Origin of the sequence: Kytococcus schroeteri, assembly GCF_002847825.1 — a bacterium.
GTDB lineage: Bacteria > Actinomycetota > Actinomycetes > Actinomycetales > Dermatophilaceae > Kytococcus > Kytococcus schroeteri.
Genome location: NZ_PKIZ01000003.1, coordinates 17275 through 42197 on the forward strand (window position 1 = coordinate 17275; position 24923 = coordinate 42197).

General features: G+C 74.5%; 18 protein-coding genes. 12 read left to right on the forward strand and 6 right to left on the reverse strand.

Annotated features, from left to right (window positions below; genetic code table 11):
* Window positions 1–39: 39 nt before the first annotated feature.
* The 3 genes from CYJ76_RS02165 to CYJ76_RS02175 are packed head-to-tail and all read right to left on the reverse strand — an operon-like array spanning window position 40 to window position 3439.
* Window positions 40–1647, reverse strand: coding sequence for an alpha/beta hydrolase fold domain-containing protein (locus tag CYJ76_RS02165; RefSeq protein WP_101849121.1), 1608 nt, complete (start codon window positions 1645–1647; stop codon window positions 40–42).
* Window positions 1648–1680: 33 nt separating this feature from the next.
* Complete coding sequence (aroD, locus tag CYJ76_RS02170; RefSeq protein WP_101849122.1) at window positions 1681–2490, reverse strand: type I 3-dehydroquinate dehydratase; 810 nt, start codon at window positions 2488–2490, stop codon at window positions 1681–1683.
* A gap of 4 nt (window positions 2491–2494) precedes the next feature.
* Window positions 2495–3439 carry an alpha/beta hydrolase gene (locus tag CYJ76_RS02175; RefSeq protein WP_101849123.1) on the reverse strand — a complete coding sequence of 315 codons (945 nt, stop codon included), beginning with the start codon at window positions 3437–3439 and terminating at the stop codon, window positions 2495–2497.
* A 131-nt stretch (window positions 3440–3570) separates the two neighbouring features.
* On the opposite strand from CYJ76_RS02175, the gene CYJ76_RS02180 reads away from it, so the two are divergent.
* The 9 genes from CYJ76_RS02180 (at window position 3571) to CYJ76_RS02220 (ending at window position 13629) form a co-directional block, all read left to right on the forward strand.
* Entirely contained in the window at window positions 3571–5832 is a 2262-nt protein-coding gene (locus tag CYJ76_RS02180) for an acyltransferase family protein (RefSeq protein WP_238138116.1), read from the forward strand.
* Between the two features lie 238 nt (window positions 5833–6070).
* Window positions 6071–6634 (forward strand): DUF4242 domain-containing protein, encoded by a 564-nt coding sequence (locus tag CYJ76_RS02185; protein ID WP_101849124.1) that lies wholly within the window; start codon window positions 6071–6073, stop codon window positions 6632–6634.
* Window positions 6631–7752 carry an acyl-CoA/acyl-ACP dehydrogenase gene (locus CYJ76_RS02190; RefSeq protein ID WP_101849125.1) on the forward strand — a complete coding sequence of 374 codons (1122 nt, stop codon included), beginning with the start codon at window positions 6631–6633 and terminating at the stop codon, window positions 7750–7752. Before CYJ76_RS02185 ends, CYJ76_RS02190 begins: the two co-directional genes overlap by 4 nt.
* The gene (locus tag CYJ76_RS02195) at window positions 7749–8468 is read left to right on the forward strand and encodes an ABC transporter ATP-binding protein (protein WP_101849126.1); all 720 of its coding nucleotides are present in this window, start codon (window positions 7749–7751) and stop codon (window positions 8466–8468) included. Before CYJ76_RS02190 ends, CYJ76_RS02195 begins: the two co-directional genes overlap by 4 nt.
* Window positions 8465–9652 carry an ABC transporter substrate-binding protein gene (locus tag CYJ76_RS02200; RefSeq protein ID WP_101849197.1) on the forward strand — a complete coding sequence of 396 codons (1188 nt, stop codon included), beginning with the start codon at window positions 8465–8467 and terminating at the stop codon, window positions 9650–9652. The genes CYJ76_RS02195 and CYJ76_RS02200 overlap by 4 nt, the downstream gene beginning before the upstream one ends.
* Window positions 9649–10521, forward strand: a complete 873-nt coding sequence (locus CYJ76_RS02205) for an ABC transporter permease (protein ID WP_101849127.1) — start codon at window positions 9649–9651, stop codon at window positions 10519–10521. Before CYJ76_RS02200 ends, CYJ76_RS02205 begins: the two co-directional genes overlap by 4 nt.
* Window positions 10518–11252 carry an NADPH-dependent F420 reductase gene (locus CYJ76_RS02210; RefSeq protein ID WP_144043015.1) on the forward strand — a complete coding sequence of 245 codons (735 nt, stop codon included), beginning with the start codon at window positions 10518–10520 and terminating at the stop codon, window positions 11250–11252. Before CYJ76_RS02205 ends, CYJ76_RS02210 begins: the two co-directional genes overlap by 4 nt.
* A gap of 98 nt (window positions 11253–11350) precedes the next feature.
* Entirely contained in the window at window positions 11351–12961 is a 1611-nt protein-coding gene (locus tag CYJ76_RS02215) for an SDR family NAD(P)-dependent oxidoreductase (RefSeq protein ID WP_083323600.1), read from the forward strand.
* Between the two features lie 359 nt (window positions 12962–13320).
* Window positions 13321–13629, forward strand: a complete 309-nt coding sequence (locus CYJ76_RS02220) for a hypothetical protein (protein ID WP_144043016.1) — start codon at window positions 13321–13323, stop codon at window positions 13627–13629.
* A 116-nt stretch (window positions 13630–13745) separates the two neighbouring features.
* Here the strand turns inward: CYJ76_RS02220 and CYJ76_RS02225 are convergent, their stop codons facing one another.
* Window positions 13746–15047, reverse strand: coding sequence for a M20/M25/M40 family metallo-hydrolase (locus tag CYJ76_RS02225; RefSeq protein WP_101849129.1), 1302 nt, complete (start codon window positions 15045–15047; stop codon window positions 13746–13748).
* 190 nt (window positions 15048–15237) lie between these two features.
* Entirely contained in the window at window positions 15238–16494 is a 1257-nt protein-coding gene (locus CYJ76_RS02230; RefSeq protein WP_101849130.1) for a globin domain-containing protein, read from the reverse strand.
* 111 nt (window positions 16495–16605) lie between these two features.
* Here CYJ76_RS02230 and CYJ76_RS02235 point away from each other — a divergent pair, with 111 nt between their 5' ends.
* Window positions 16606–18438: an NAD-dependent malic enzyme gene (locus CYJ76_RS02235; RefSeq protein ID WP_101849131.1), complete on the forward strand. Its 1833-nt coding sequence runs from the start codon at window positions 16606–16608 to the stop codon at window positions 18436–18438.
* A gap of 72 nt (window positions 18439–18510) precedes the next feature.
* Here the strand turns inward: CYJ76_RS02235 and CYJ76_RS02240 are convergent, their stop codons facing one another.
* Window positions 18511–19218, reverse strand: coding sequence for a hypothetical protein (locus tag CYJ76_RS02240; protein WP_070703618.1), 708 nt, complete (start codon window positions 19216–19218; stop codon window positions 18511–18513).
* Window positions 19219–19423: 205 nt separating this feature from the next.
* Between CYJ76_RS02240 and CYJ76_RS02245 the strand changes: the two genes are divergently transcribed.
* Both CYJ76_RS02245 and CYJ76_RS02250 read left to right on the forward strand, forming a co-directional pair.
* A complete protein-coding gene (locus CYJ76_RS02245) occupies window positions 19424–23308 on the forward strand; it encodes a TM0106 family RecB-like putative nuclease (protein WP_101849132.1) in 3885 nt (1294 codons plus the stop codon).
* Between the two features lie 72 nt (window positions 23309–23380).
* Window positions 23381–24877, forward strand: a complete 1497-nt coding sequence (locus tag CYJ76_RS02250; protein ID WP_101849133.1) for a sugar porter family MFS transporter — start codon at window positions 23381–23383, stop codon at window positions 24875–24877.
* The last annotated feature ends 46 nt before the right edge of the window (window positions 24878–24923 follow it).

Genomic DNA, 24923 nt, shown 5'->3' on the forward strand with positions numbered 1-24923 from the left:
CACTACCGGCCGATGCGGGCCCGACCGCACCAACGCGCCTCAGTCCACGCCGTGGTCGGCGAACCAGGAGGCCACCCGGCCCAGGTGGCGGTCCTCGGTCCAGAAGGCCGGCTGGGAGTGGTCGGCGCCGGGCACCACGTCGAGGCGGGAGTCGACGCCCTTGTCGCGCAGGGCCTCGTGCATCTGGCGTGACTGGGCGGCGGGGGCCACGCAGTCGGCGTCGCCGTGCAGCAGGTAGGTGGGGGCCGTCCTCGGGCTGGCCAGGGCCACGGGCGAGGCGGTGCGGCGCAGCCGGTCGCGCACGGCGGGGTCGGTGGCGTCGTGCATGAGGATGTGGTCCTCGGCGGCCGTGGCCTTCGGGCAGCCCATGGCCCGACGCTGCTTCTTGCCGGTGAGCGGATCGTAGATGCCGAAGTAGCCGACCACGGCGTCGACCGTGCCCGGGTGCGTGGCCGACTCCAGCGCCACGAGGTGGCCCCCGGCCGAGTCGCCGAAGAGGCCCACCTGCCGGCCGGCGCCCTGGCTGCGGGCCTTCTTCACCGCAGCGGTCACGCCGGCGTGCACGTCGTCCTTGGTGGCCGGCCAGGGGTGCTCGTCGGCCTTGCGGTACTCCACGGTGGCCACCCACAGGCCCTGGTCGTGCAGACGCTGCACCACCCGGTTCTTGCGGGAGGACTCGTCCATGAACGCGTCGGCGCGGCCGCCCACCCAGCCGCCGCCGTGCACGAGCACCACGACGTCCCGGCCGGGCTCGCCGGGCAGCAGGGCGTACTTCTGCTCGGCGGCGTCGCCGTAGTGGTACCAGTCGCTCCAGCCCTCGTCCGGGCTGGTGGGGCCGGACTCGCTGGGGCTCGGGCTGGGGCCGTCGGTGGGGCTCGTGCTGGAGGGGTCGGTCGGGTCGCCGGGCCCGCTGTCCGAGGGGGTCGGGGCGGAGTCGGTGGGGGCGGGCTCGTCCGTGGTCGGGGCCGAGTCGGTGGGGGCGGGCTCGTCCGTGGCCGGGGCCGAGTCGGTGGGGTCGGGCTCGTCCGTGGCCGGCGCGGTGTCGGTGGGGGCCGGCGCCGTGGGGTCGGTGGGCGCGGGATCCCCCGGGGCGGACACGGTGCCGCCGGACGGGGTGGGCGACGAGGTGGGCGCCCCCTCGGTGGGCTGCGTGGTGGTGGGCGCCGACGCACCGGGCTGCCCCGGGTCCACGACGGGGTCACCGGGCTGGGGGGCGCCGGGGGCGGAGCCGTCGGTTCCGCCGTCCGTGGGCTGCCCCGTGCCCGGGTCGTCGGACTGGGCGGACGTGCCCGGCTGGCCCGACGCGGCGGGCTGCTCCGGTGCGGGCGCGGCACCAGCACCGTCGTCGGGGTCCCCGACGCCGCCCGCTCCGTCCTCGCCGCCGGTCGCGGCCGGGTCACCCGGCTGGCCGGGCGCAGCGCTCGTGCCCTCCGCCGACGGGCCGGGCTGCGCCCCCTCGTCACCGGCTGCACCGTCACCGGAGGCGACCTCCGACGCGGCGGGCTGCCCCTCTCCCCCGGACGGCGCCGCGGTGACGGCCGTGGTGGGGCCGGCAGCCCCCTCGCCCGGGAGGCCTCCGCCACACCCGGTGACAGTCAGGGCGGCACACACGGCGAAGACGGTTGTCTGCATCGGGGAGGTGGTCACGACGGTCCTCTCGGGCAGGGGTTCTCGGGACGGTCAGGGTGCGGGCGGCTCGCCTCCCGGCCCGCACAGGCCCTCCACCGTAGCCGCCACCAGGTGCACGTCGAGCTGCCCCGGCGCGCTGGCCGCGCCCGCGTGGGCGAAGGTGAGGAACCCGCCACAGGCCGGCCCCACCAGCCGGGTGACCTGCCCCGCCGCGCCCATGCCCAGCATCGCGACGGGGACGCCCGAGGTGCTCACCCGGTCCAGGACGGCGAGCAGCTCGAGGGCCGCCGGGGTGTCCGCGGGCGTGGTGGCGAGCTTCACCGCATCGGCCCCGGTGGCGCGCAGGTCGGCCACCTGCTGCTCCAGCTCGGCCTCCGGCGCCTGGCCGGACCAGTCGTGGTGGCTCACCAGGCGGGGCACGCCGGCGGCGCGGAGGGCGGCCAGGGCGGCGTCGCGCTGCGGGTGGTCGAGCTCCACGTCCACGAGGTCCACCCCCGGCAGGTCCGCGAGTCGCTCCACGAGGGCGAGGTACTCCTGCGGCGTGGCGTGCCCCTCGCCGCCCTGCCCGGCGGTGCGGTAGGTCACCAGCAGCGGCACCCCGTCCAGGGCCTCGACGAGGCGTGCCAGCAGGTCCGGCAGGTCGGTGAGCAGGTCGGCCACCGGCGCGGCGAGGTGGTCCACCCGCCACTCCACGAGGTCGGCCGGGCCCGAGCACGCCCGCGCGGCCGAGGCCAGCACCTCCTCGGGGGTGGAGCCCATCACGGGCACGGCGACGGCGGGGGCACCGGGGCCGAACGAGCGGGCGCCCACCCGGACGCGGGGGACGGGGGCGGTCTCGGTGGCGCGGTCGGCGGAGCTCATCGCCTCAGCCTGCCGCGCCGGAGGCGGCCCCAGCGGCCGGGGCGTGCTCGTCCACGAAGTCCAGCACCGCCGGCAGCGTGGTGCCGTCGGTGAACGCCGGCCCGCCGTGCCCCTGGCCCGGCAGGCTCACCAGCTCCACCGGCACGTGCGCGTCGGCCAGGGCGTCGTGCATCTGCTGCGACTGCTCCGGCGGCACGATGCAGTCGTCCTGGCCGTGCAGCAGCACCATCGGCGGGGAGTCCGGGGTCACCCGGTGCACCGGCGAGGCGGCCCGGGCGCGCTCCAGCTGCTGCGGGGTGGTCGGCTCGGTGCCGAACACGTTGGGTGCCCCCACGTCCACCTGCGGGCAGCCGCGGGCCGTGCGCTGGCCGGCCGAGGTGGTGAAGTCGTGCAGCCCGTAGTACGCGGCCACCACGTCCACCTCGCGCGGGTGCGTGGTGCCCTCCAGGGCGGCCAGGTGCCCGCCGGCGGAGTCGCCCGCCAGCAGCAGGCGGGCGTCGGCGCCCTGCTCGCGCGCCGCGCGGACGGCGTGGCGCGTGGCAGCGTGCACGTCGTCGGCGGTGGCGGGCCACGGGGCGCGGTCGGCGTACCGGTACTCCACGGCGGCCACCCACCACCCGTCGTCATGCAGGGCGCGCACCAGGGCGTTGAGGGGCGATGCGGGGTCCACGTAGGCGCCGGCGGTGCCGCCCACCCAGCTGCCGCCGTGCACGAGCACCGCCACGCCGCCGTCCTGCTCACCGGGCAGCATCAGGTAGCGCTGCCGCTCGTCGGGGCCGTAGGACACCCAGTCCGACCAGGTGGCCGCCTCGCCGTCCGGTGCGGTGACGGTCGCCGGCGAGGCCGGGTCGGGCGCGGTGGGGCCGCCCCCGTCGTCGGAGCACGCGGCCAGCACGAGGCAGGCGGCGGTGAGCGAGGCGAGGGGGGCGAGGCGGTGGCGGGTGGGCACGGTGTGAGTGTCGCGCCCTCGGCCGGGTCGTTCCAACCCGGGACGTCGCCCCTGCTCGCCTATCCTTCGCTCGATCGACCAGACGCCCCTGGGGCCACACCCCACCGGCGGGCCCGACCCGGGGAGACCACGTGACCACCGCGCGCCGCCGCACCCCCGCACGCTCCGTCGCCCCGGTGAGCGGCCGAGGACGACGCCCCGCCCCGCGGGGCCCGCGCGTGCGCCCCCTGCCCGACCGCGTGCGCCGCGTGCCCGCCCCCGGCACCCGGGCGGCGGCCCAGCGCGACACACAGCGACCGGCCACCCCGGCCACGGCCCCCACCGGGTTCCGCCCCGACATCGAGGGCCTGCGCGCCGTGGCGGTGCTCTCGGTGATGGCGTACCACGCCGGCCTGCCCTTCGTGCCCGGCGGCTTCTCGGGCGTGGACGTGTTCTTCGTGCTCTCGGGCTTCCTCATCACCGGCCAGCTCCTCAAGGAGGTGCGCTCCACCGGCACGGTGGACCTGCCGGCCTTCTACGGGCGCCGCTTCAAGCGCCTGCTGCCGGCCGCCACCCTCGTGCTGGCGTTCACCGCCGTGGCCTCCTGGCTGCTGCTGCCGTCCACTCGGTGGCGCGAGATGTGGGGCGACGTCGCGGCATCGGCGCTGTACGTCGTCAACTGGCGCCTGGCCGACCGCTCCACCGACTACCTCGCCGAGGACTCCCAGCCCTCCCCGGTGCAGCACTACTGGTCGCTCGCGGTGGAGGAGCAGTTCTACCTGCTGTGGCCGCTGGTGCTGCTCGGCGTGGCGATGGTGGTGCGCCGCCAGCGCACGCGGCTGGGCCCCACGGCCGTGGGCGGGCTGCTCCTCATCGGCCTGCCGTCCTTCGCGTGGTCGTTGTGGGCCACCGCGCACACGCCGGAGTCGGCCTACTTCGTCACCACCACGCGGCTGTGGGAGCTCGTGGTGGGCGCCGTGGTGGCCTGCGGCGCCGGGTTCTGGCCGCGCCTGCGCCGCCCCGCCGCATCGGGCCTGGTGCTGCTGGGCGTGGTGCTGGTGCTGGCCGGCTTCTTCCTGGTCACGCCCGCCACCCCGTGGCCCGGCAGCGCGGCCCTGCTGCCCACCCTGGGCACCGCGATGGTGGTGGCCGGTGGCGTCTCCGGCGGGGGTGTCCTGCTGGCCGGGCTGCGCTCCGCGCCGATGGTGTGGGTGGGCGGCCTGAGCTACTCGCTGTACCTGTGGCACTGGCCGCTGGTGGTGCTGGTGGACCAGGGCCCGTTCGACGGGGACGCCCCGCTGTGGGCCACCCTGCTGGCCGTGCTGGTGGCCGTGCCGGCCGCGTGGGCGGGCCACCGGCTGGTGGAGAACCCGGTGCGCTTCGCCCCGGCGTTCAAGCGCACCCGCAACGCCCTGCTGCTGGGCGCGGGACTCACCGGGGTGACCGCCGCCGCGGCGCTGGTGGCCATCGGGTCGCAGCGGACCGAGCCGGCCGTGGACCTGACCGTCGGCCACCACGGCGCCGAGCAGCTGCTGCCCGACCCCGGTGCCGGCAGCGTGCCCGCGGACGTGGAGCCCGTGGTGCGGCCCGAGGCGTTCGCGGCCGACCCGGCATCGATCACGCCGGCGCCGACGACCGCCGTCGAGGACGTGCCGCCCACCCACGCGCGCGGCTGCCACGTGACCCAGGAGAGCCCGGACCCGGTGGAGTGCCGCTTCGGCGACCCCGAGGGCGACGTGGTGGTGGCCGTGGCCGGCGACTCCAAGGCCGACCAGTGGCTGCCCGCCCTGGACGACTGGGCGAGGCGGCGCGGGTACCTGGTGGTGTCGTACACGAAGTCGTCCTGCACCTGGGCCGACGCGCCCCTCACCCAGCACAAGGGGTACGCCAGCTGCATGGCCTGGGGCGCCGGGGTGCGCGAGCGCCTCACCGCGCTGGAGCCGGACGTGCTGGTCGTCAGCGGCGGGGCCCACGTGGCGTTTGCCGGCGGAGAGACCCGCGAGTACGGCGTGGAGCCGCTGGTGGCGGGGTACGAGCGCAACTGGCGGCCCCTCGCCGAGCGGGGGACGCGGGTGGTGGCGCTGTTGGACGTGCCCGTGCCACCGACGAAGGTGTACGAGTGCGTGGCCGAGCACCGGCAGGACGTGACGGCCTGCGACTGGCCGGCCGCCGAGGGCAAGGGCTCGCCCCCGTTGCGTGGTGCCGTGGACCGGGTGGAGGACGCCACCGTGGTGGACCTCAACGACTTCCTCTGCCCCGAGGGGACCTGCCGGGCCGTGGTGGGCGGGGTGCTCACCTACCGGCAGGGCGCGCACGTGACGGCGAGCTGGGTGCGGTCGATGCAGAAGGTGCTCGACGCGCGGTTCGACGCCGCGCTCGAGGGCCACGTGCCAGCCCGCGGCGGCGAGGGCTGAGCCGGACCACTCACCGAGGACCCCCGAACTGGACCAGGACCCCTGGGCTGGGTCAGGAACACCCCACCGTGGCGAGGGGGTCCTGACCCAGGCCGGGGGTCTCTGCGTGGGAGATGCCGGCGTGCGCTATCTCACATCACTCTGAGTTTGGAACATCCGCACGCCTGTTTACCGTTGTGCGGCGTCGACGGTGCCGACCGCACCGGCCGCACTCCCCCACCGCCCCCGAGGAGCACCCATGAGCCTGCAGCTGATCGAGATCGTCCCCGCCGACACCGCTCGCGAGGCCGTGTCCGCCCTGCTCGACCGCACGGCATCGACCCTCACCGAGGCAGGCCACGAGCTGGTGGAGGCCCAGGTGACCTCCGACCGCGGCCGTGTCTTCGTCATCGCCGAGGTGCAGGGCGAGGCCGATGCCGCGCCCGCCGCCGACCTGGCCACCGCGCTGGGCGACGCCGCCGCCGAGGTCTCCGAGCCCGCCACCGTGCGCCTCGTGGGCGCCGAGCTGGCCGACGTGAAGGCCGCCCGCCCCGCCGCCGGCTACCTGGTGGAGTGGGACATCCCCGCCGAGATCACCATGGACGCCTACCTGGCGCGCAAGAAGGCCAACGCCCCCAAGTACGCCGACGTGCCCGAGACCTCCTTCCTGCGCACCTACGTCCGCGAGGACACGGCCAAGTGCCTGTGCTTCTACGACGCCCCGGACACCGACGCCGTGGTGCGCGCCCGCGAGGCCGTGAGCACCCCCATCGACCGCCTGCACGTGCTGGACCTCGACCTGCTGCGGGGTGTGGGCCGGTGACCACCCTGGCCGCGCGCACGCACACCGGTGTGGACGCCAGCCCCGAGGACGCGCACACCGCACTGCTGGAGGCCGCGGCCGAGCACGCGGCGGCCGTGGACCGCGGCGAGCGCCCCGCCTTCACCACCCTGGCCGAGCACGGCGGCACCGCGCTGACCCTGGGCCGCGGTGACACCGCCACCGCCGGCGACCTCCGCGAGCAGGTGGCCGTGCTGCGCGCCACCGGTGCCCGGTGCCTGTCCACCGCGTTCTCGCTGTGGGGCCACCGGATGGGGGTGGAGTACCTCGACGCGGCCGGGGCGCCCCTGCCCGAGGGCGTGGAGACCGGCGCGGTACCGCTGAGCTCGGCCATGGCGCCGCTGTTCAAGAGCGCGGCCGGGCTGGGCGAGGTGTCCGTGGTGGGCACGCCCCTGCCCGACGGCGGGCTGCGCTTGGAGGGGCGGATGCCGTGGGCGTCCAACCTGCTGCCCGACGGCGAGGTGCTGCTGCCGGTGCGGCTGGAGGAGGGCGGTGCGGCGGCCGGCGGGTCCGAGGCGACCGCTGGCCCTGCGCTGGCCGTGGTCCGCGTGGCCACCGACGACCCGCGCCTGTCCGTGCGTCTGCTGTCCGGCCTCACGGCGCTGGAGGCCACCGCATCGGGATCGCTGGCCCTGGACGGCGTCCAGGTGGGCCCCGAGCGGGTGCTCACCCGCGACGCCGCCGCCCTCCGCGAGCGCGTGACGACGCCCTTCCTGGCGTTCCAGAGCGCGTTCTGCCTGGGCCTCTGCGAGGCGTCGCTCGCCGCCAGCGCGGAGTTCCTGGCGGGCCCGGAGTCGGCCGTGTTCGCCGACGACCACGCGGCCCTGTCGCGCGAGCTGGAGGAGCTCACCACCCGCCTCGAGGCCGTGGCCGCCGCCCCGGCCGAGGCCTCCCGCCGGGAGCTGGTGCGCCTGCGTCTGGCCGCCGCGCACCTCACCGGCAGCACCACCACCCTGGAGCGCCGCGTGGCCGGTGGGCGCGGCTTCGCCCTGCGCTCGGCCACCAGCCGCCGTGTGCGCGAGGCCGAGTTCCTGCCCGTGCAGTCGCCCACCGAGGGCCACCTGCGTGTGCTGCTGGGCCGGTTGGAGCAGGCGGGATGACCACCGTGCTGCGCCTGCGCGGCGTGGGCTACACCCACCCCGGTGCCGCCTCACCGGCGGTGGCCGGGGTGGACCTCGACCTCGTGGCCGGCCGCACCACCGTGGTGCTGGGGCCCTCCGGCAGCGGCAAGTCCACGCTGCTGCGGGTGGCCGCCGGACTGCTGGAGCCCACCACCGGCACCGTGGAGCGCCACCCGGCGGCCCGCCGTCCGGCCGTGGCCTTCCAGGAGCCGGCCCTGCTGCCGTGGCTCACGGTGGAGCAGAACCTCGTGCTGGGCACCGGGTTCCGCGCCAACCGGGGCGCCGGGCACCTCTCGGCGGGCGAGTTGCTGGCCGAGCTCGGCATCGAGCACCTGGCCGACGCCCGCGTGGACGAGGTCTCCGGCGGGCAGGCGCAGCGCACCGCCATCGGCCGGGCGCTGGCCGTGGACCCCGAGGTGCTGCTGCTCGACGAGCCGCTGGGCGCGCTGGACCCGGCCACGCGCGACCGCCTGCAGGGCTGGCTGGCCGACCTGCTGGCCGCTCGTTCTGTGGCGGCCCTGCTGGTGACGCACGACGTGCCCGAGGCCGTGCGGCTGGGCGACGAGATCGTGCACCTGGACGGCGCCCGGGGCGTCACCGGCCGCTGGACCCGTCCCGCCGACGATGCCGGGCGCGTGGCCCTGGAGCGCGAGCTGGCCGCCCACTACGCGCGGGACGTGGCGTGGGCGGCATGAGAAGCGTCGGCGCCACGCGGCGCGAGCTGCTCACCGCATCGGCCGCGGTGCTGGGCACGGGCGCGGCGGCCTGGGCGGGCGGCACCTGGCAGGCCGGCGACCGCCGCCCGGTGGGTGCCGGCACCCGCGAGAACCCCCTGCGCATCGGCTTCCTGCCCATCACCGACGCCGCCCCGCTGCTGGTGGGCCACGCCGGCGGGCACTTCGCCCGACAGGATGTGCACGTGGCGCCGCCGGTGCTGCTGCGCAGCTGGGCGTCGGTCACCGAGACGCTCATGGCCGGCGAGGTGGACGTGGTGCACCTGCTCATGCCGATGGCGCTGCACCTGCGCCTGGGGCTCGGGGCCGACACCACCGTCGTGGCGTGGAACCACGTGAACGGCTCGGCGCTCACCGTGGCGCCCCACGTGCGGCGGCTGACCGACCTGGCCGGCGGCACCGTGGCCATTCCGGCCTGGTGGAGCATCCACAACGTGGTGCTGCAGGAGATGCTGCGCGCCGAGGGGATGGTGCCCGTCATCCGCCGCCGACCCCGCGCCAGCCACGGCGAGGTGGCCCTGGTGCCCATGGCCCCGGCGGACATGCTGCCCGCCCTGGGCGGTGGCACGCTGCAGGGCTTCACCGTGGCCGACCCGTTCAACGCCGGCGCCGCGCTCCAGGGCGTGGGCCGCATCCACCGCTTCCTGGGCGACGTGTGGCGCCAGCACGCCTGCTGCGTCACCGTGGTGCGCGGCGACCTGGCCCGCGAGTACCCCGAGGTGCTGCAGCGCTTCACCCGCGGACTGGTGGAGGCCGGCCGCTGGACCAGCGCCCACCGCGGCGAGGCCGCCGCGATGCTGAGCCGCGAGTTCCTGCCCCAGCCGCCACCGGCCATCGCCGCCGCGCTGCACCACCACCCGCACGGGCCGAGGCCCGGCACCGCGCCGCCACAGGTGGACCACGCCGACTGGCACGGCGAGCGTCTGGACTTCACCCCGTGGCCGCAGAAGGACTTCACCACCCGGCTGGTGCAGGCCATGCGCCGCACCGTGGTGGACGCCCCCGACGCCTTCCTGCACGACGCCGACCCCGCATCGGTGCACGCCCGCGTGGTGGACGACCGGTTCGTGCGCCACTCCCTGGAGGCCCTCGACGGCCCCGACTCGCCCCTGTTGACCCCCCGCACCGAGGAGTACTCCGCATGACCCCCTCCGCCCGCGCCCTGGGGCGTGGCCTGCTCGGCGTGCTGCTGCTCGTGCTGGCCTGGTGGGTGTTCACCGCCGTGGCCGGCCGCACCGACCCGATGGCCGCCGCCATGCGCCCCGACCGCGTGCCCGGCGCCCTGGCCGAGCTGTGGGGCCGCGGCGCCCTGCTGCCGGGGCTGGCCACCAGCCTCGGCCGCCTCGCCGCGGGGGTGGCGCTGGCCGTGCTCGTGGGCGTGCCCCTGGGCGCGATGGTGGGCGCCAGCCGGTGGGTGCGCGAGACCACCGCTCCCGGCATCCAGTTCCTGCGCATGGTCTCGCCGCTCTCCTGGGCGCCGGTGGCCGTGGCGGCCTTCGGCATCGGGGCGGTGCCGGTGGTGTTCATCGTGGCCGCGGCGGCCACCTGGCCGGTGGTGCTCAACACGGCGCACGGGATCCGCAACCTGCCGCCCAGCTGGGGTGCCGTGGCGCGGACCCTGGGCGCCTCGCGCGGTGAGCTGCTGCGCTCCGTGGTGTGGCCGGGGGTGCGGCCGCAGGTGCTCACCGGCATCCGGCTGGCGCTGGGCATCGCGTGGGTGGTGCTGGTGCCGGCGGAGATGCTGGGGGTGCGCAGCGGGCTGGGGTACGAGATCCTCAACGCCCGCGACCGGCTGGCCTACGACGAGATGCTCGTGGTGATCCTGCTCATCGGAGCGGTGGGCACACTGGTGGACCTGGCCGCGCAGCGGCTGCTCTCCGGGGCGTGGGTTCCGGCGCGGCGCCGGGCCCGGGCGGGCCGCACGGTCGCCGGTGGCGGCGCCCACGCAGCACGTGACGGTGCGGGGCAGACGGGCGCGGCCCGGGACGGTGACCTGACGGTGCGGCCGGCATGAGGCACTGCACCGTGGGCGGCGTGCGGGAGTCCGGCGCGGACGCCCGGGAGCACGGCATCGAGAGGAGGACGCGCGTGGACCAGCTGGACGTACTGGGTGCCGGCCGCATGGGCCGGGCCCTGGCCGGGCGCGCGGCCGCCCGCGGGCTGGGGGTGCGCGTGCACCGGCGCCTGCACCTGATGCCGGCGGGCTCGCCCGCGGTGCCGGTGCTACTGGCCCTGCCGCTGGAGCACCTGGAGGAGCTGGACCCCGAGCTGCTGGCCGGGCGGGTGGTGGTGGACGCCATGAACGCCTGGGGCGATGCCGCCGAGCTGATGCCGGCCGCCGTGCACCCGGGTGGTACGAGCGGGGCGGTGGCCGAGCACCTGCGGCACTCGCGGGTGGTCAAGGCGTTCAACCACCTCTCGTACCACGACGTGGAGGTGGCGCCCGGTGGGGCGGGCGGCGCGGCTGGCGCGGACGGCGAGGACGGCGACCTCGAGGCGCGGGGGCCCGGTGGCGCCGACCCCGCATCGGGCCCGGACCACCGCCGCGCACTGCTCGTCGCCGGCGACGACCCGACCGCCCGCACCGTGGTGAGCGGCCTGGTGGTGGCGATGGGTTTCGCACCCGTGGAGGCGCCGCTGGCCCGCGGGCGTCTCGCCGAACCGGGCAACGTGCTCTTCGGGCAGCACCTCACCGCGGCCGGCATGCGAGCGACCCTGGCGCGGCACCCCTCCCGCGCCGCCTGAACCTGGATCTGCACCCGCCCCACCCCCTTGCGCGTTCCCGCCCCCCGCGCCGGCCGCCCGACCGGATCGGGGGGCTCGGACCGGCCAGGGCACCTACGATGCGCCCCGTGCCCGACCAGCCCCCACAGCCCCACCAGCCCGATGACGTGACCCCCGCCGACGCCACGCACGACACCGACGCCGCCGCCGAGGGCCTGGCCCCGGAGGACCCCGCCACCGACCACCCCGGCATCGACCCGGCGGACCTCGAGGCCACCCTGCGCGTGCTCGGCCAGCTGCACGAGCTGCCCAAGGGCCACCCGGACATCGAGACCGTCAAGCGCGCCGCGGGCCGCATGTACAAGGCCGTCCGCAAGGCACGCCGCGCGGAGGCCCGCCGCGCCGAGCGCCAGCCCCTGCTCGAGGCCGACCAGCGCCTCATGGAGCGCACCGCCACCGGCAGCCCGCAGCGCATCGACGACGAGACGGCCGGCATCCTGCTGGAGACCCCCACCGGCCTGGCCGGGCCCGGGCACGTCATCGGCCACCTGAACATCCCGCGCGGCTGCTACATCTGCCACCAGAAGTTCACCGCGGTCGACTCCTTCTACCACTGGCTCTGCCCGGACTGCGCCGGCGACAGCCACGCCCGCCGCGACCAGCACACGGACCTGCGCGGCAAGCGCGCCCTGCTCACCGGTGGCCGCGCCAAGATCGGCATGTACATCGCCCTCATGCTGCTGCGCGACGGCGCGGAGCTCACCATCACCACGCGCTTCCCCCGGGACGCCGCGCGCCGCTTCGCCGCCCAGCCGGACCAGGCCGACTGGATCGACCGTCTGCACATCGTGGGCATCGACCTGCGCGACCCCACCCAGGTGATCGCCCTGGCCGACGAGGTGGCCGCCGGCGGGCCGCTCGACATCCTCATCAACAACGCGTGCCAGACGGTGCGCCGCACGCCGGGTTCGTACTCCCACCTCACCGAGGGCGAGAAGCAGCCGCTGGTCGGCGACGAGCTGCGCCCCTCGATGCTGGCCTTCGACCGCATCAGCGAGGCGCACCCGGCGGCGCTGGTCGGCTCGCTGAGCGAGCACGCGGTGGCGCACGTGGAGGGGGGCGCGCTCACCGCATCGGACATGACGCGCCTGGCCCTGCGTGCCGGGTCGGCCAGCCTGGAGGCCCACCGGGCGGGCACCGCGCTGGATGCGGGGGGCCTGCTGCCGGACGTGGCCACCCAGAACTCGTGGACGCAGAAGGTGCAGGAGGTGGACCCGATGGAGCTGCTGGAGGTGCAGCTGTGCAACTCGGTGGCACCGTTCCTGCTGGTGAGCCGCCTGCGCCCGGCGCTGGCCGCCGCCGTCCAGGCCGGCGCGCGCCGCTCGTACGTGGTCAACGTCTCGGCGATGGAGGGGCAGTTCTCCCGCCGCTACAAGGGCTCGGGCCACCCGCACACCAACATGGCCAAGGCCGCACTCAACATGCTCACCCGCACCTCGGCCAAGGAGATGCTGGAGACCGACGGCATCCTGATGACCGCCGTGGACACCGGCTGGATCACCGATGAGCGGCCGCACCACGAGAAGCTGCGCATCGCCGCCGAGGGCTGGCACGCCCCGCTGGACCTGGTGGACGGCGCCGCGCGCGTCTACGACCCCATCGTGCGCGGTGAGGCCGGCGAGGACCTGTACGGCGTGTTCCTCAAGGACTTCGAGCCCCACCCCTGGTGAGGGCGCCGGCACGCTGAACAGAGCTCCGGGGCGGTCACGATTCGAACACGATTCCCCTCGGCCCTTGTGGGCAGCCACCCGTGGCCGGATTCTCTTCCCGACGGCGGGGACCACTCGGGTCACCGCAGGAGTCGCAAGGAGCGGCGATGCGTTCTACACGACACCTGGTGCTCTCGGCAGCGACCGCTGTGGGGGTCCTTCTCCTCGCGGCGGCCGCTGTCTGGGGGGTTTGGCCGCACCCGTCCACAGCACTCACCGCGCCCGACAGCGGAGCTCGCACCCGTGGCCCGGCAGGACCCAAACCGGACCAACTCAAGATGTTCGCAACCCAGATGATCACGAACAATGGGGATGTCACGTTGACGGTGGACCGCGTGGAGATGCCCGACCGGTCGGGCCAGACGGTGCGTGACTGGTTCCTCGTCGGGATGGACGAGTACCTGTACGCCGCAGCCGCCTCCCCGGACATCCCTCCTCGCCCGGGGGACAGCTCACCCACACTCGCCCCCGGTGAGTCCAAGCGGGTGGCGGTCGTCCTCGAGGTGACCGGCGACCACACCACGGAGGACCACCTCACCATCGAGTACCACGAGGAGAGCGGGCGCAAGGGTTCACTCACCCCCGCTCGGCGTCTACTGGCGATGCCCCACGGCCAGGAGTGCCCCTGAGACCGGCCTCCTGACCCCCCCCCGCAAGGACTTCGAGCCCCACCCCCGCTCAGGGGTGGGGCTCGAAGCGGAGCGCCTGGTGCCCGGGCCCACACACAAACCCGGGCGGAGGGGGATCAGGCGCCGGTCTTGGCCATCTCGCCGAGGAACGCGAGGCCGAACTGGGCGAACTTCACCGAGTGCTCGGCGGTGCCGCCGGAGTTCTCCAGGGTGTCGTAGGCGGTGTGGATGTAGGGGAACAGCTCGGTCTCGCTCATCATCGAGGCCGGGTAGCCGGCCGAGGTCCACGAGGAGTGGTCCGAGCAGCCGTAGCCGCAGGAGATGGCGCCGAGCGTCATGCCCTTGGGCTCCAGGTAGGTGGTGAAGACCTCCTTGTTGAAGGCGGTCAGCTCGGTGTTGACGTTGTCCTCCATCACGGACATGTCGGTGTCACCACCGTCGTAGTTGGTCATGTCCAGGTTGAGCACGCCCACCACGTTCTTGCCCTCGCTGGCGAAGGACTGGGCCATGGCGTTGGAACCCACCAGACCCACCTCCTCGGCGGCGTAGGCGGCGAACACCACGGTGCGCTTCGGCTTCCAGCCGCTCTCCAGCGCCACCCGCGCCACCTCGGTGACGGTGGCGGTGGCCGAGGCGTTGTCGTCGGCACCCGGGGCGTCCATGTCGTCGCCCTGGCCGGCATTGGAGACCGAGTCGAAGTGCGCGCCGATGACGACGATCTCCTCGGGGTTCTCGGTGCCCTTGACGGTCATGGTCACGTTGGACTGGTTGCCGCAGTCGGAGCCGCACGACTCGTCGTAGGCCACGGTCACGTCCTCGCGGTCGCCGGCCACCTTGGTCCACGCGTCGTGCACGTAGGCGGTGGCGGCCTTGCCGTGGCTGGAGGCGTAGTAGCGGTTGGGCCAGGTGGTGGAGAGGTCGGTGATGGTCTGGCGGATGCGCTCCTCCTTCACCTCGTCCAACCACGGGTTCACCGTGTCCTGGTTGTCCACCGGCGGCAGGTCCAGCGCAGCGCCCACCGTCTGGGCGGTGCGGTCGTTCTGCACGAACGCCTCGGCCTCGGCCCGGGTGGCGAAGGAGCGGAAGCCCGGGCCGCGCTCGCCGGCCTCGCCGTGGTTCATGCGGGCGATCTGGTCGGCGGTGGTGCGGGAGATGACCAGCTTCTGGCCGGACGCGTCCTTCACCGTGCCCAGGGCGGTGGTGGCACCGAAGTGCTCGGCCCTCTCGGCGGCGGTGGTCACCACGTAGCGGGTGGAGCTGTCCACACCCCCGTTGGGGGCCTTGAAGTCGACGACGGCGGCCGACTCGGGGCCGAGGTCGGGGCTGTCGGCCATGGCGGTGGACGACAGGGCCAGGCCCGCCAGCGAGACGGCGGCCACCGGGGAGGCGATGAGGGCGCTCAGCGTTGTGCGACGCATGGTCTTTCTCCTTGGATGGGGGACCGCCCGCTGGGCGGGGCCGGCGCACTGGAGGTTGCTCCGGCACCGCCATCGTGCGGTGCGCCACAGGCCCTCTCAAGGCCGCAGACGGACTCCTGCCGAGGTCTTGACCAAACGTTGGGGCCTCCCCCGGACGGCGCGGAGGAGGCCCCGGTGGAGCACGGTGGTGTCAGGCCATGGCGGCGTTCAGCTGCACCTTCTGCTCGGCGGCGTCGTTGTCCGGGTCCTGGGCCCACAGGTCCGGGCCGAACACCTCGTAGGAGATGTTGCGGGGGTCCACGCCCTTGTCCATGAGGGTGCGGCGCACGGCGCGCATGAACGGCAGCGGGCCGCACATGAACACCTTCGCGTTGGTGGGCACCTCCACATCGGTGAGGTCCATGCGGCCCACCCGGGCGCCGCGGGCCTCGCCGGCGGCGTCCATCTCCTCGTACCAGACGTGCTCGGCCACGTGGGCCAGGCGGGAGCTGGAGGCCTGCATCGTCTCCACCAGCGGGTGGGCCGATGCGGTGCGGTCGGCGTGCAGCAGGGTCACCGGGCGCTGCGGCTGGCGCTCGGCCAGGTCCTCCACGATCGCGGCCATGGGGGTGATGCCGATGCCGGCGCTGGCCAGCACCAGCGGGGCGTCGGACTCCTCGAGCACCACGTCGCCGGATGGGGTGGAGACGTCGAGCACGGTGCCGGGGTGGGCGTTCTCGTGCAGCCACGTGGAGACCTGGCCGTCGGGGTGGCCGTCCACGCCCTTGACGCGGCGGATGCTCAGGCGGAAGGCCCCCTCGGGCGCGCCGGAGATCGTGTACTGGCGGGGCTGACGCTCACCATTGGGCAGGTCCACGGCCACGGCCACGTACTGGCCGGTGGTGTGCGCGGGCAGCTCGCCCTCCACGGGCTTGATGGTCAGCGAGAACACCTCGTCGGTCTCCTCGGTGCGCTCGGTCACCTCGTACTTGCGCCACGGCTCCTCGGGGTCCACGCCGGCCAGGGCGTAGAGGCGGGCCTCGGCGGCGATGAGCTGGGTGCCGAACAGCCAGTAGACCTCGTCCCAGGCGGCGGCCACCTCGGGGGTGACGGCGTCGCCGAGCACCTGGCCCACGGCCTCGAGCAGGTAGTGGCCCACGATCGTGTACTCGGTGGCCTTGATACCCAGCGAGACGTGCTTGTGGGCGATGCGCTCCATGACGGGGGTGAAGTCCGGCGCGTCGGGGTCGATGAGGTGCACCGCGTAGGCCACCACGGAGCTGGCCAGGGCCACGGGCTGCTCCCCGATGGCCTGGTTGGCCTTGTTGAAGACCCGCAGCAGCTCGGGGTGGGCCGCGAACATGTTGGGGTAGAAGCTCCGGGTGATCTCCACGGCGTGCTCGGCCACCACCCCGGCGGTGGCGGCGACGATCTCGGCGGACTGGGGGGACAGACTCGGCGTCTTCATGTGACCGAGCGTAGTGCTGCCCGGCGTCGGACTTCCGGAGGTGTCCCCCCCTCACCCGGTACACCGCGCACCGCCCGCGACGCGCGGCGCGCAGGGCACTACGTTGGCTCCATGCCTCGCCAGTACCAGTTCCGCAACGAAGACGGCCACGAGACCGTCCAGATCGCCGTCCGCGGCCGCCAGGTCCTGGCGCGCCCCATGCTCAACCGCGGGTCCGCCTTCAGCCTCGAGGACCGCGACGCGCTGGGTCTGCGCGGCCTCATCCCGCCGGCGGTCAACACCATCGACGACCAGGTGCGCCGCTGCTACGGCCAGTTCCAGATGCAGCCCACCAACCTGGCCAAGTACGTGTACCTGAACTCGCTGCAGGACCTCAACGAGATCCTCTTCCACCGCCTGGTGGCCGAGCACCTCGACGAGATGATGCCGATCATCTACACCCCCACCGTGGGTGAGGCCATCCAGCAGTTCTCCTCCACCTTCGACCGTCAGCGCGGCATCTACCTGTCCATCGAGGACCACGGCGGCGCCGAGGGCATCGCCTCCGCGCTGGCCGCCTACGGCAACGGCCCGGACGACGTGGACATCGTGGTGGTCACCGACTCCGAGGGCATCCTCGGCATCGGCGACCAGGGCGTGGGCGGCATCCGCATCGCCATCGGCAAGTCCGCCGTGTACACCACTGCGGCCGGCATCCACCCGATGCGGGTGCTCCCGGTGGTGCTCGACGTGGGCACCGACAACCCGGCCCTGCTGCACGACCCCAACTACCTGGGCCTGCGCCGTGACCGCGTGCGCGGCGAGGAGTACGAGGCCTTCATCGGCGACTTCGTGGAGGCCGTGCAGGAGCGCTTCCCCAAGGCCCTGCTGCACTGGGAGGACTTCGGCGCCTCCAACGCCCACAGCATCCTGGAGACCTACCGCGACCAGGTGTGCTCGTTCAACGACGACATCCAGGGCACCGCTGCCGTCGTGGTGGCCTCCGCCCTGGCGGCGTGCAAGGCCAAGGGCGAGCAGCTCTCCGACCAGCGCGTGGTCATCCACGGCGCAGGCACCGCCGGCATCGGCATCGCCGACCTGATGCGCGACATCATGATCAGCGAGGGTCTGGACGCCGACGAGGCCACCCGCCGCTTCTGGGGCCTGGGCAGCCGCGGCCTCATCCACACCGGCGGCAGGATGCGCCCCTTCCAGGAGCGCTACGCCCGCCCCACCGACGAGCTGGCCGACTGGCAGGCCGACGAGGACGGCAACTACTCGCTGGCCGAGACCGTGCGACAGGCCAAGCCGACCCTGCTCATCGGCACCTCCGCGCAGGCCGGGGCGTTCACCGAGGAGATCGTCCGCGAGATGACCTCGGTCACCGAGCGGCCCATCATCCTGCCGCTGAGCAACCCCACCGCCAAGGCCGAGGCCGTGCCGGAGGACCTGCTGGAGTGGACCGACGGCGGCGCGCTCATCGCCACCGGGTCGCCGTTCAAGCCCGTGGTCCGCGACGGGGTGACCTACACCATCGCCCAGGCCAACAACGCGCTGGTGTTCCCCGGCATGGGGCTGGGCACCGTGGCCGTGCGCGCCACCCGCCTGACCGACGGCATGATCACCGCCGCCGCCCAGGCCGTGGCCGACATGACCACCGTGGGCACGCAGGGCGCGGCCGTGCTGCCCTCGATGCGGGAGCTGCGCTCGGTGTCCGCGGCCGTGGCCGAGCGCGTGGCCGCCGCCGCCGTCGAGGAGGGGGTGGCCACCCTGGAGCTGGACAACCCGCGCGAGACCATCGCCAACCTCATGTGGACCCCGGAGTACCCGGAGGTGGAGGTGGTGGACTCCATCGAGACGCCGAGCGCCCGTCCCACCGACCCGGGCGCCCAGGGCGTGCGGCACACCGGTGACGACTCGCCGCTGAGCCGCTGGCGCCCGCGCCTGCCGCGCCTGAAGGGCTGAGGCAGGCCACAGGTACGGCGAGAGGGCCGGCTCCCCGGGTGGGGAGCCGGCCCTCGGCCGTGGGTGCGTGCGTCAGTTGTTGCGACGCAGGCGGGTGGCGCCGACGGTGGCGGCACCGGCCAGCAGCAGACCCGCACCGGCCAGGCCGGCGGTGGCGGTGTTGTCCTCACCCATGTAGCCGGTGTCCACCGGGGGGCCGGGCTCCGGCTTCGGCTCGGGCTTGGGCTCCGGCTTCGGCTTGGGCTCGGGCTTCGGCTCCGGCTTGGGGGCCGGCTTGTCGCCACCCAGGTCGTCGCCCTGGAAGGTCACGTTCGCCAGCTTCACGTTGCAGGACGGCACGTTGTTCTCGTGGTAGACGAACTCCGGGCCGACCAGGGTCACCGGGTTGGTCTTGCCGAAGTCACCCTCCTTGATGGTGTGGGTGCCGGTCAGGGTGACGGTGCCGCCGGCCTTGAGGGTGTCCTGCTTGGTGGTGAGGGAGTAGTAGGCGGCACCGCCGTTGGCGTCCGTGTACGGGGCGCTGAAGGCGTGGAAGGGGACGTTCGACTTGGTGCCGTTCTTCAGCACGACGGTCAGGGTGATCTTGTCACCGGCGCTGGCCTTGCCGTTGCCGTCGACGTCGGTGATCTTGTGCGAGCCGCTCCCCGTGAACTTGGTGCAGGTCGGCAGGTTGTCCTGAGCCCCCGGAGCGGCCTGGGCGGCGGTGCCACCGGCGAAGGTCAGGCCGGCCACGGCCACGGCGGCGGCCAGGGAGCCACCGGCGATCTTGGTGATGGTCATGGGATCCCTTTCGTTGTCACGCACGCACGTACGTGATGTGTGGACGCCCCGGGGAAGACGTGCCTCCCCGGCACGATGCCCGCTCCCGCGGGCACGTCTTCACCATAGGGGCAACCGGACCCGTCCCTCTGCAACCCTCGGCGGAGACCTGCGCCCACCGCATCGACCCCTCGTGGGTGTCGGTGCCCACCCCTAGGGTGGCGCCATGTTCCTCCTCGATGACGGGACGCTGGCCACCAGCGCCCAGGACCTCCGCCTGGCCAGCGAGTGCGAGTTCGCGCTGCTGCACCGCGTGGACGTCACGCTGGGCCGCGCCCCGCGCGAGGTGGCCGACGACCCGATGGCCGACCGCCTGGCGGAGCTGGGCACGGCCCACGAGACGCGCGAGCTGGAGCGGTTGCGCGAGCGGTTCGGTGCCGGTGTGGTGACCGGCGAGCGCCCGCGCGGTTTCACGTGGAACGCGCTGGCCGACGGCATGGCCTGGACGGTGCAGCAGTGCCGCCGCCCCGACGTGCAGGTGGTGCACCAGGCCCCCGTGCTGCTGGAGGGCACCACCGCCGACGGCACACCCCTGCTGCCCCTGAGCGGCATGGCCGACTTCGTGGTGCGCACCCCCGAGGGCTGGCGCGTGGGCGACACCAAGCTGGCCGCGCACTCCACCGTGGCCTCGATGCTGCAGGTGGCCGCCTACGCCGAGGCCCTCACGCGGCAGGGAGTGCCCGTGGCGCCCGAGGTGGAGCTGGTGCTGGGCACCGGCGCCGTGGACGCCCACCCGCTGGGCCCCACCGCCGCGGTGGTGCGTGACCGGTGGGCGCGGCTCTCCCGGTTGGTGACCGCGCACCGGGAGGGTGGCGCGTCGGTGGTCTGGGGCGCCGAGGGGGTGGCCGCCTGCGGGCGCTGCGACGTGTGCGCGCCCCGCGCCGCGGCGGGCGACGACCTGCTCGGCGTGGCCCGCATGTCGATGCCGCGACGCAAGGCCCTGCACGCCCACGGCATCACCACGATGGCGCAGCTGGCCACCGCCGAGCGGGGCCCGCGCGGCATCCGGCAGGCCGACTTCGAGGCGCTGCGCGACCAGGCCGCCCTGCAGGTACGGGCCCGCGAGGCCACCGCCGCCGCACGGGAGGCCGACCCCGCGGCACCGGAGGTGGTGCTCAGCGAGGTGATCTCGGCCGAGGCGTTGGCCGCCCTGCCCGCGCCGAGCCCGGGGGACGTGTTCTTCGACTTCGAGGGCGACCCGCTGTGGCGGCCCGCGCCGGGGGCGCCGAGCGGGCTGGAGTACCTCTTCGGCGTGGAGGTGCTGGACGTGCCCGAGGGGGCTGACGTCGTCGGTGGTGACGACCCCGCCGCCTACGGGCCGCCCGACGAGCACGGCGCCCGGTACCGCGCGTGGTGGGCGCACGACCGCGCCGAGGAGGGCCGGGCGCTGGCGGACTTCCTGGACTGGCTGGCCGCTCGGCGCCGCCGTTACCCGGACCTGCACGTCTACCACTACGCCGCCTACGAGGTGACCGCCCTCAAGCGGCTCACGGCGGTGCACGGCATCGGGGCCGAGCAGCTGGACGACCTGCTGCGCCAGCACGTGTTCGTGGACCTCTACGCCACCGTGCGCGCAGGTGTGCGGGTGAGCCAGGCGAGCTACTCCATCAAGAAGCTGGAGCCGCTGTACATGCCCGCCCGCGGGGCCGACGGCGTGACCGGTGGGGCCGACTCGATCGTGGAGTACCAACGGTACTGCACCGCCCGCGACGCCGGGGAGGCCGAGCGCGCGGCCGGGATGCTGGAGCGCATCCGGGCGTACAACGAGCTGGACTGCGAGTCCACCTGGCGGCTGCGTGACTGGCTGCTCGCCCAGCGCGATGCCGTGGCGGACGCGAGTGGGGCGGAGGGCGCCTGCCCGGAGTGCACCGGCACCGAGAACCGCACCGGTGCTGAACTCGACAGTCGAGTTCAGCACCGGTGCGGAGTTCACGCCCAGGGGGACGGTGGCGGTCCGGACGGCGACGCCGAGGAACCCGGGCCCACAGTGCCCGAACCGGCGCTGCCCGAGACGCCGGAGGCCACCGCATCGGACCGGTGGGCAGCCGCGCAGGAGGCCGAGGAGCGCTTCCGCGCCCTGGGCCTGCCGCCGGCCGGCGAGCGCACCGGTGCCGAGCAGGCGCTGGCCATGGTGGGCGCCGCCCCGCAGTACTACCGCCGCGAGCACAAGCCGCACTGGTGGGGGCACTTCGAGCGCCTGGCCCTGCCCGTGGCCGAGTGGCCGTTGACCTCCGGCGTGGCCACCGTGGACCGCGCCACCTGGACCGACGAGTGGGAGCGCCCCACCCCGCGCAGCAACCCGCGGCGCACCCTGGAGGTGCGCGTGGACACCGGCGGCCGACCGGTGCCGCCCGGCACGGGACTCGTGGCCGTGTTCGGCGCCCCGCACCCGCAGGGCCTGGTGCCCGAGGGCGGGTACCCCCACGTGGCGTGGCCCTCCTCGGCCGAGGTGACCGACTCCCGCACCGACGCCGCCACCGGCCTGCAGGTGTGCACCGTGACCGTGCCCTGTCCGCGCCCCAGGGCGGACCGCCCCGAGGTGCCGCCCACCGATGCAGTGCCCGTGGGCTTCGGCCCCACCGCCCCGCCGAGCACCACCCACCTGGACGCCGCCCTGCTGGAGCTGGCCGCCGGCGTGCTGGCCCACCGCGACGCCAGCAGCACCGAGCCGCTGCCGGCCACCGCCGGGCTCGACGTGCTGGCCCGCCGCGCACCGCGGATCGACGGGGAGGCCCCGACCGGCGAGGACGGCCCCGGTGGCGACACCGGCAGCGACACGACCCCCGGGCCCGATGCCCGGCGCACCCTGCTGCCGCAGGTGGGCGACCCCGGCATCGAGACGCCCGTCGACGCCGTGACCGCCGCGGTGCAGATGCTGCAGAACAGCTACCTGGCCGTGCAGGGCCCGCCCGGCACCGGCAAGACCTACCTGGGCTCCCGCGTGGTGGCCGCCCTGGTGGCCCGCGGGTGGCGCGTGGGCGTGGTGGCGCAGTCGCACGCCGCGGTGGAGAACTTCCTGGCCGCCTGCGTGCGCGCCGGGGTGCCCGACGTGCGCGTGGGCAAGCAGGCCCGGCCGGAGAACGCGCAGGCCGCGTTCACCCGTATCAAGGGCTCCGGGCAGCCCGCGGCGTGGGTGGAGGAGCAGACCGCCGCCGGCCACGGGTTCGTGGTGGGCGGCACGGCGTGGACCTTCGCCAACCCCGCCCTGGATGCCGAGGGACTGGACCTGCTGGTGGTGGACGAGGCCGGCCAGTTCTCCCTGGCGCCGCTGCTGGCCGCCAGCCGGGCCGCCCGCAACCTCCTGCTGCTCGGCGACCCGCAGCAGCTGCCGCAGGTCTCCCAGGGCATCCACCCCGAGCCGCTCGACGACTCCGCGCTCGGCTGGCTCATCGGCTCCGAGCACGTGCTGCCCGAGCGGTTCGGCTACTTCCTGGACACCACCTGGCGCATGCACCCCGAGCTCACCCGCCGCGTCTCCGCCCTGGCCTACGACGGCCGGCTGCGCTCCCACGAGCAGGTGACCGCCGGCCGCCGCATCGAGGGGGTGACCCCCGGCCTGCACGTGCGCGTGGTGGACCACCAGGACAACGCCGTGGCCAGCCCCGAGGAGGCCGACGAGGTGCTGCGGGTCGTGCAGGACCTGCTGGGCCGCACGCTCACCGACGAGAACCTGCCGGCCGGCGAGCAGCAGCGCCCCCTCACCGAGGCCGACGTGCTGGTGGTGGCGCCGTACAACGCGCAGGTCGCCCTGCTGCGCACCACCCTGGAGCGGGCCGGTCTGGGCGAGGTGGCCGTGGGCACCGTGGACGCCTTCCAGGGCCAGGAGGCCCCGGTGGTGGTGCTCTCCATGACCGCATCGGCCCGCGACCGGGTCTCGCGCGGCATGGCCTTCCTGTTCGACGTGCACCGCCTCAACGTGGCCGTCTCCCGCGGACAGGTGGCCGCGTACGTGGTGCGCTCGGCGGCGCTCACCGACATCGCGCCGGCCTCGCCGCACGACCTGCTCACCCTGGGCGCCTTCCTGGAGCTCACCGCCGAATCCACCGGCTGAGGGAGGCCGTTGAGCCCCCGCGCGGTCGAGCGGGATTGGCGCGCAGACCCCCGGGGGCCGCACACTTCTCCGATGCCCACTGAACCGCTCCACCCCTCCACCTCCGGCGCCTCGCCGGCCAGCCGCCTGCCCGGCACCGCCGCCGAGTCCGGCTCGCAGGTGGTCATGCTCGCCCTCGTCGCCGCGCTCGGCGGCTTCCTGTTCGGCTTCGACTCCGCCGTCATCAACGGTGGCGTCAACGCCATCCAGCACCGCTTCGGCCTGTCGTCCTCCCTCATCGGCTTCACCGTGGCCATCGCCCTCCTCGGCGCGATGGTGGGTGCCTGGTTCGCCGGCACCGTCTCCGACCGCATCGGCCGCACCCGCGCCATGGTCGTGGCCGCCGTGCTGTTCACCGCCTCCTCGCTGGGCTGCTTCCTCACCGTCTCGGAGTGGGACCTCATGGCCTGGCGCTTCGTCGGCGGTGCCGGCATCGGCATGGCCTCCGTGCTGGCCCCGGCGTACATCGCCGAGATCTCCCCGGCCCGCATCCGCGGCAAGCTCGGCTCGCTGCAGCAGCTGGCCATCGTCATCGGCCTGTTCGCCGCCCTGCTGGTGGACGCCTGGCTGGCCGAGCTGGCCGGCGGCGCCGCGCAGGACCTGTGGTTCGGCCTCGAGGCCTGGCGCTGGATGTTCCTCTCCGGCGTGGTGCCGGCCGTGGTCTACGGCGTGCTCGCCCTGAGCATCCCCGAGTCCCCCCGCTACATGGTGGGCAAGGGCCAGGTGGAGAAGGCCCGCCGCCTGCTCATCGACGTCATCGGCACCCCCGAGGCCGAGGTGGAGGAGAAGGTGGCCGACATCCAGCGCACCCTCAACCTCGAGGAGCGCCAGTCGCTGTCCGACCTCAAGGGCGCCGCGGCCGGCCTCAAGCCCATCGTCTGGGTGGGCATCCTGCTGAGCGTCTTCCAGCAGTTCGTCGGCATCAACGTCATCTTCTACTTCGGTTCCACCCTGTGGCAGGCCGTCGGCTTCGAGGAGTCGCAGGCCCTGCTCATCAACGTGGGCACCTCGGTCACCAACATCGTGGTGACCATCGTGGCCATCCTGCTGGTGGACCGGGTGGGCCGCCGCCCGCTGCTGCTGGCCGGTTCGGCGGGCATGTTCCTCTCCCTGGCCACGATGGCGGTGGCGTTCTCCCAGGCCGTGGTGAGCGGCTCGGGTGAGACGCACACCGTCTCCCTGCCCGAGCCGTGGGGCGTCATCGCCCTGGTGGCGGCCAACCTGTTCATCGTGGCCTTCGGCATCACCTGGGGCCCGGTGGTGTGGGTGCTGCTGGGCGAGATGTTCCCCAACAAGATCCGCTCCCTGGCCCTCGGCGTGGCCGCTGCCGCGCAGTGGCTGGCCAACTTCGCCATCACCATGAGCTTCCCGCGCCTGGCCGAGGTGTCGCTCACCCTGGCCTACGGCCTGTACGCCGCGTTCGCCCTGCTCTCGCTGCTGTTCGTGTGGCGCTACGTGCAGGAGACCAACGGCAAGGAGCTGGAGGACATGGGCGAGGAGGCCATCGACGCCGTGCCCGCCCACGCCTGACACGCACGCCCCGTGGCCAGGTCACGGATTGGCAACGATGGGGCCC

What these genes read in the sequence shown, in the direction of transcription:
- CYJ76_RS02250 (WP_101849133.1), top strand. Translation starts at nt 23,381, where the DNA reads ATGCCCACTGAACCGCTCCACCCCTCCACCTCCGGCGCCTCGCCGGCC.
- CYJ76_RS02195 (WP_101849126.1), top strand. Translation starts at nt 7,749, where the DNA reads ATGACCACCGTGCTGCGCCTGCGCGGCGTGGGCTACACCCACCCCGGT.
- aroD (WP_101849122.1), bottom strand. Translation starts at nt 2,490, where the DNA reads ATGAGCTCCGCCGACCGCGCCACCGAGACCGCCCCCGTCCCCCGCGTC.
- CYJ76_RS02205 (WP_101849127.1), top strand. Translation starts at nt 9,649, where the DNA reads ATGACCCCCTCCGCCCGCGCCCTGGGGCGTGGCCTGCTCGGCGTGCTG.
- CYJ76_RS02200 (WP_101849197.1), top strand. Translation starts at nt 8,465, where the DNA reads ATGAGAAGCGTCGGCGCCACGCGGCGCGAGCTGCTCACCGCATCGGCC.
- CYJ76_RS02225 (WP_101849129.1), bottom strand. Translation starts at nt 15,047, where the DNA reads ATGCGTCGCACAACGCTGAGCGCCCTCATCGCCTCCCCGGTGGCCGCC.
- CYJ76_RS02210 (WP_144043015.1), top strand. Translation starts at nt 10,518, where the DNA reads ATGAGGCACTGCACCGTGGGCGGCGTGCGGGAGTCCGGCGCGGACGCC.
- CYJ76_RS02230 (WP_101849130.1), bottom strand. Translation starts at nt 16,494, where the DNA reads ATGAAGACGCCGAGTCTGTCCCCCCAGTCCGCCGAGATCGTCGCCGCC.
- CYJ76_RS02215 (WP_083323600.1), top strand. Translation starts at nt 11,351, where the DNA reads ATGCGCCCCGTGCCCGACCAGCCCCCACAGCCCCACCAGCCCGATGAC.
- CYJ76_RS02185 (WP_101849124.1), top strand. Translation starts at nt 6,071, where the DNA reads ATGAGCCTGCAGCTGATCGAGATCGTCCCCGCCGACACCGCTCGCGAG.
- CYJ76_RS02240 (WP_070703618.1), bottom strand. Translation starts at nt 19,218, where the DNA reads ATGACCATCACCAAGATCGCCGGTGGCTCCCTGGCCGCCGCCGTGGCC.
- CYJ76_RS02245 (WP_101849132.1), top strand. Translation starts at nt 19,424, where the DNA reads ATGTTCCTCCTCGATGACGGGACGCTGGCCACCAGCGCCCAGGACCTC.
- CYJ76_RS02235 (WP_101849131.1), top strand. Translation starts at nt 16,606, where the DNA reads ATGCCTCGCCAGTACCAGTTCCGCAACGAAGACGGCCACGAGACCGTC.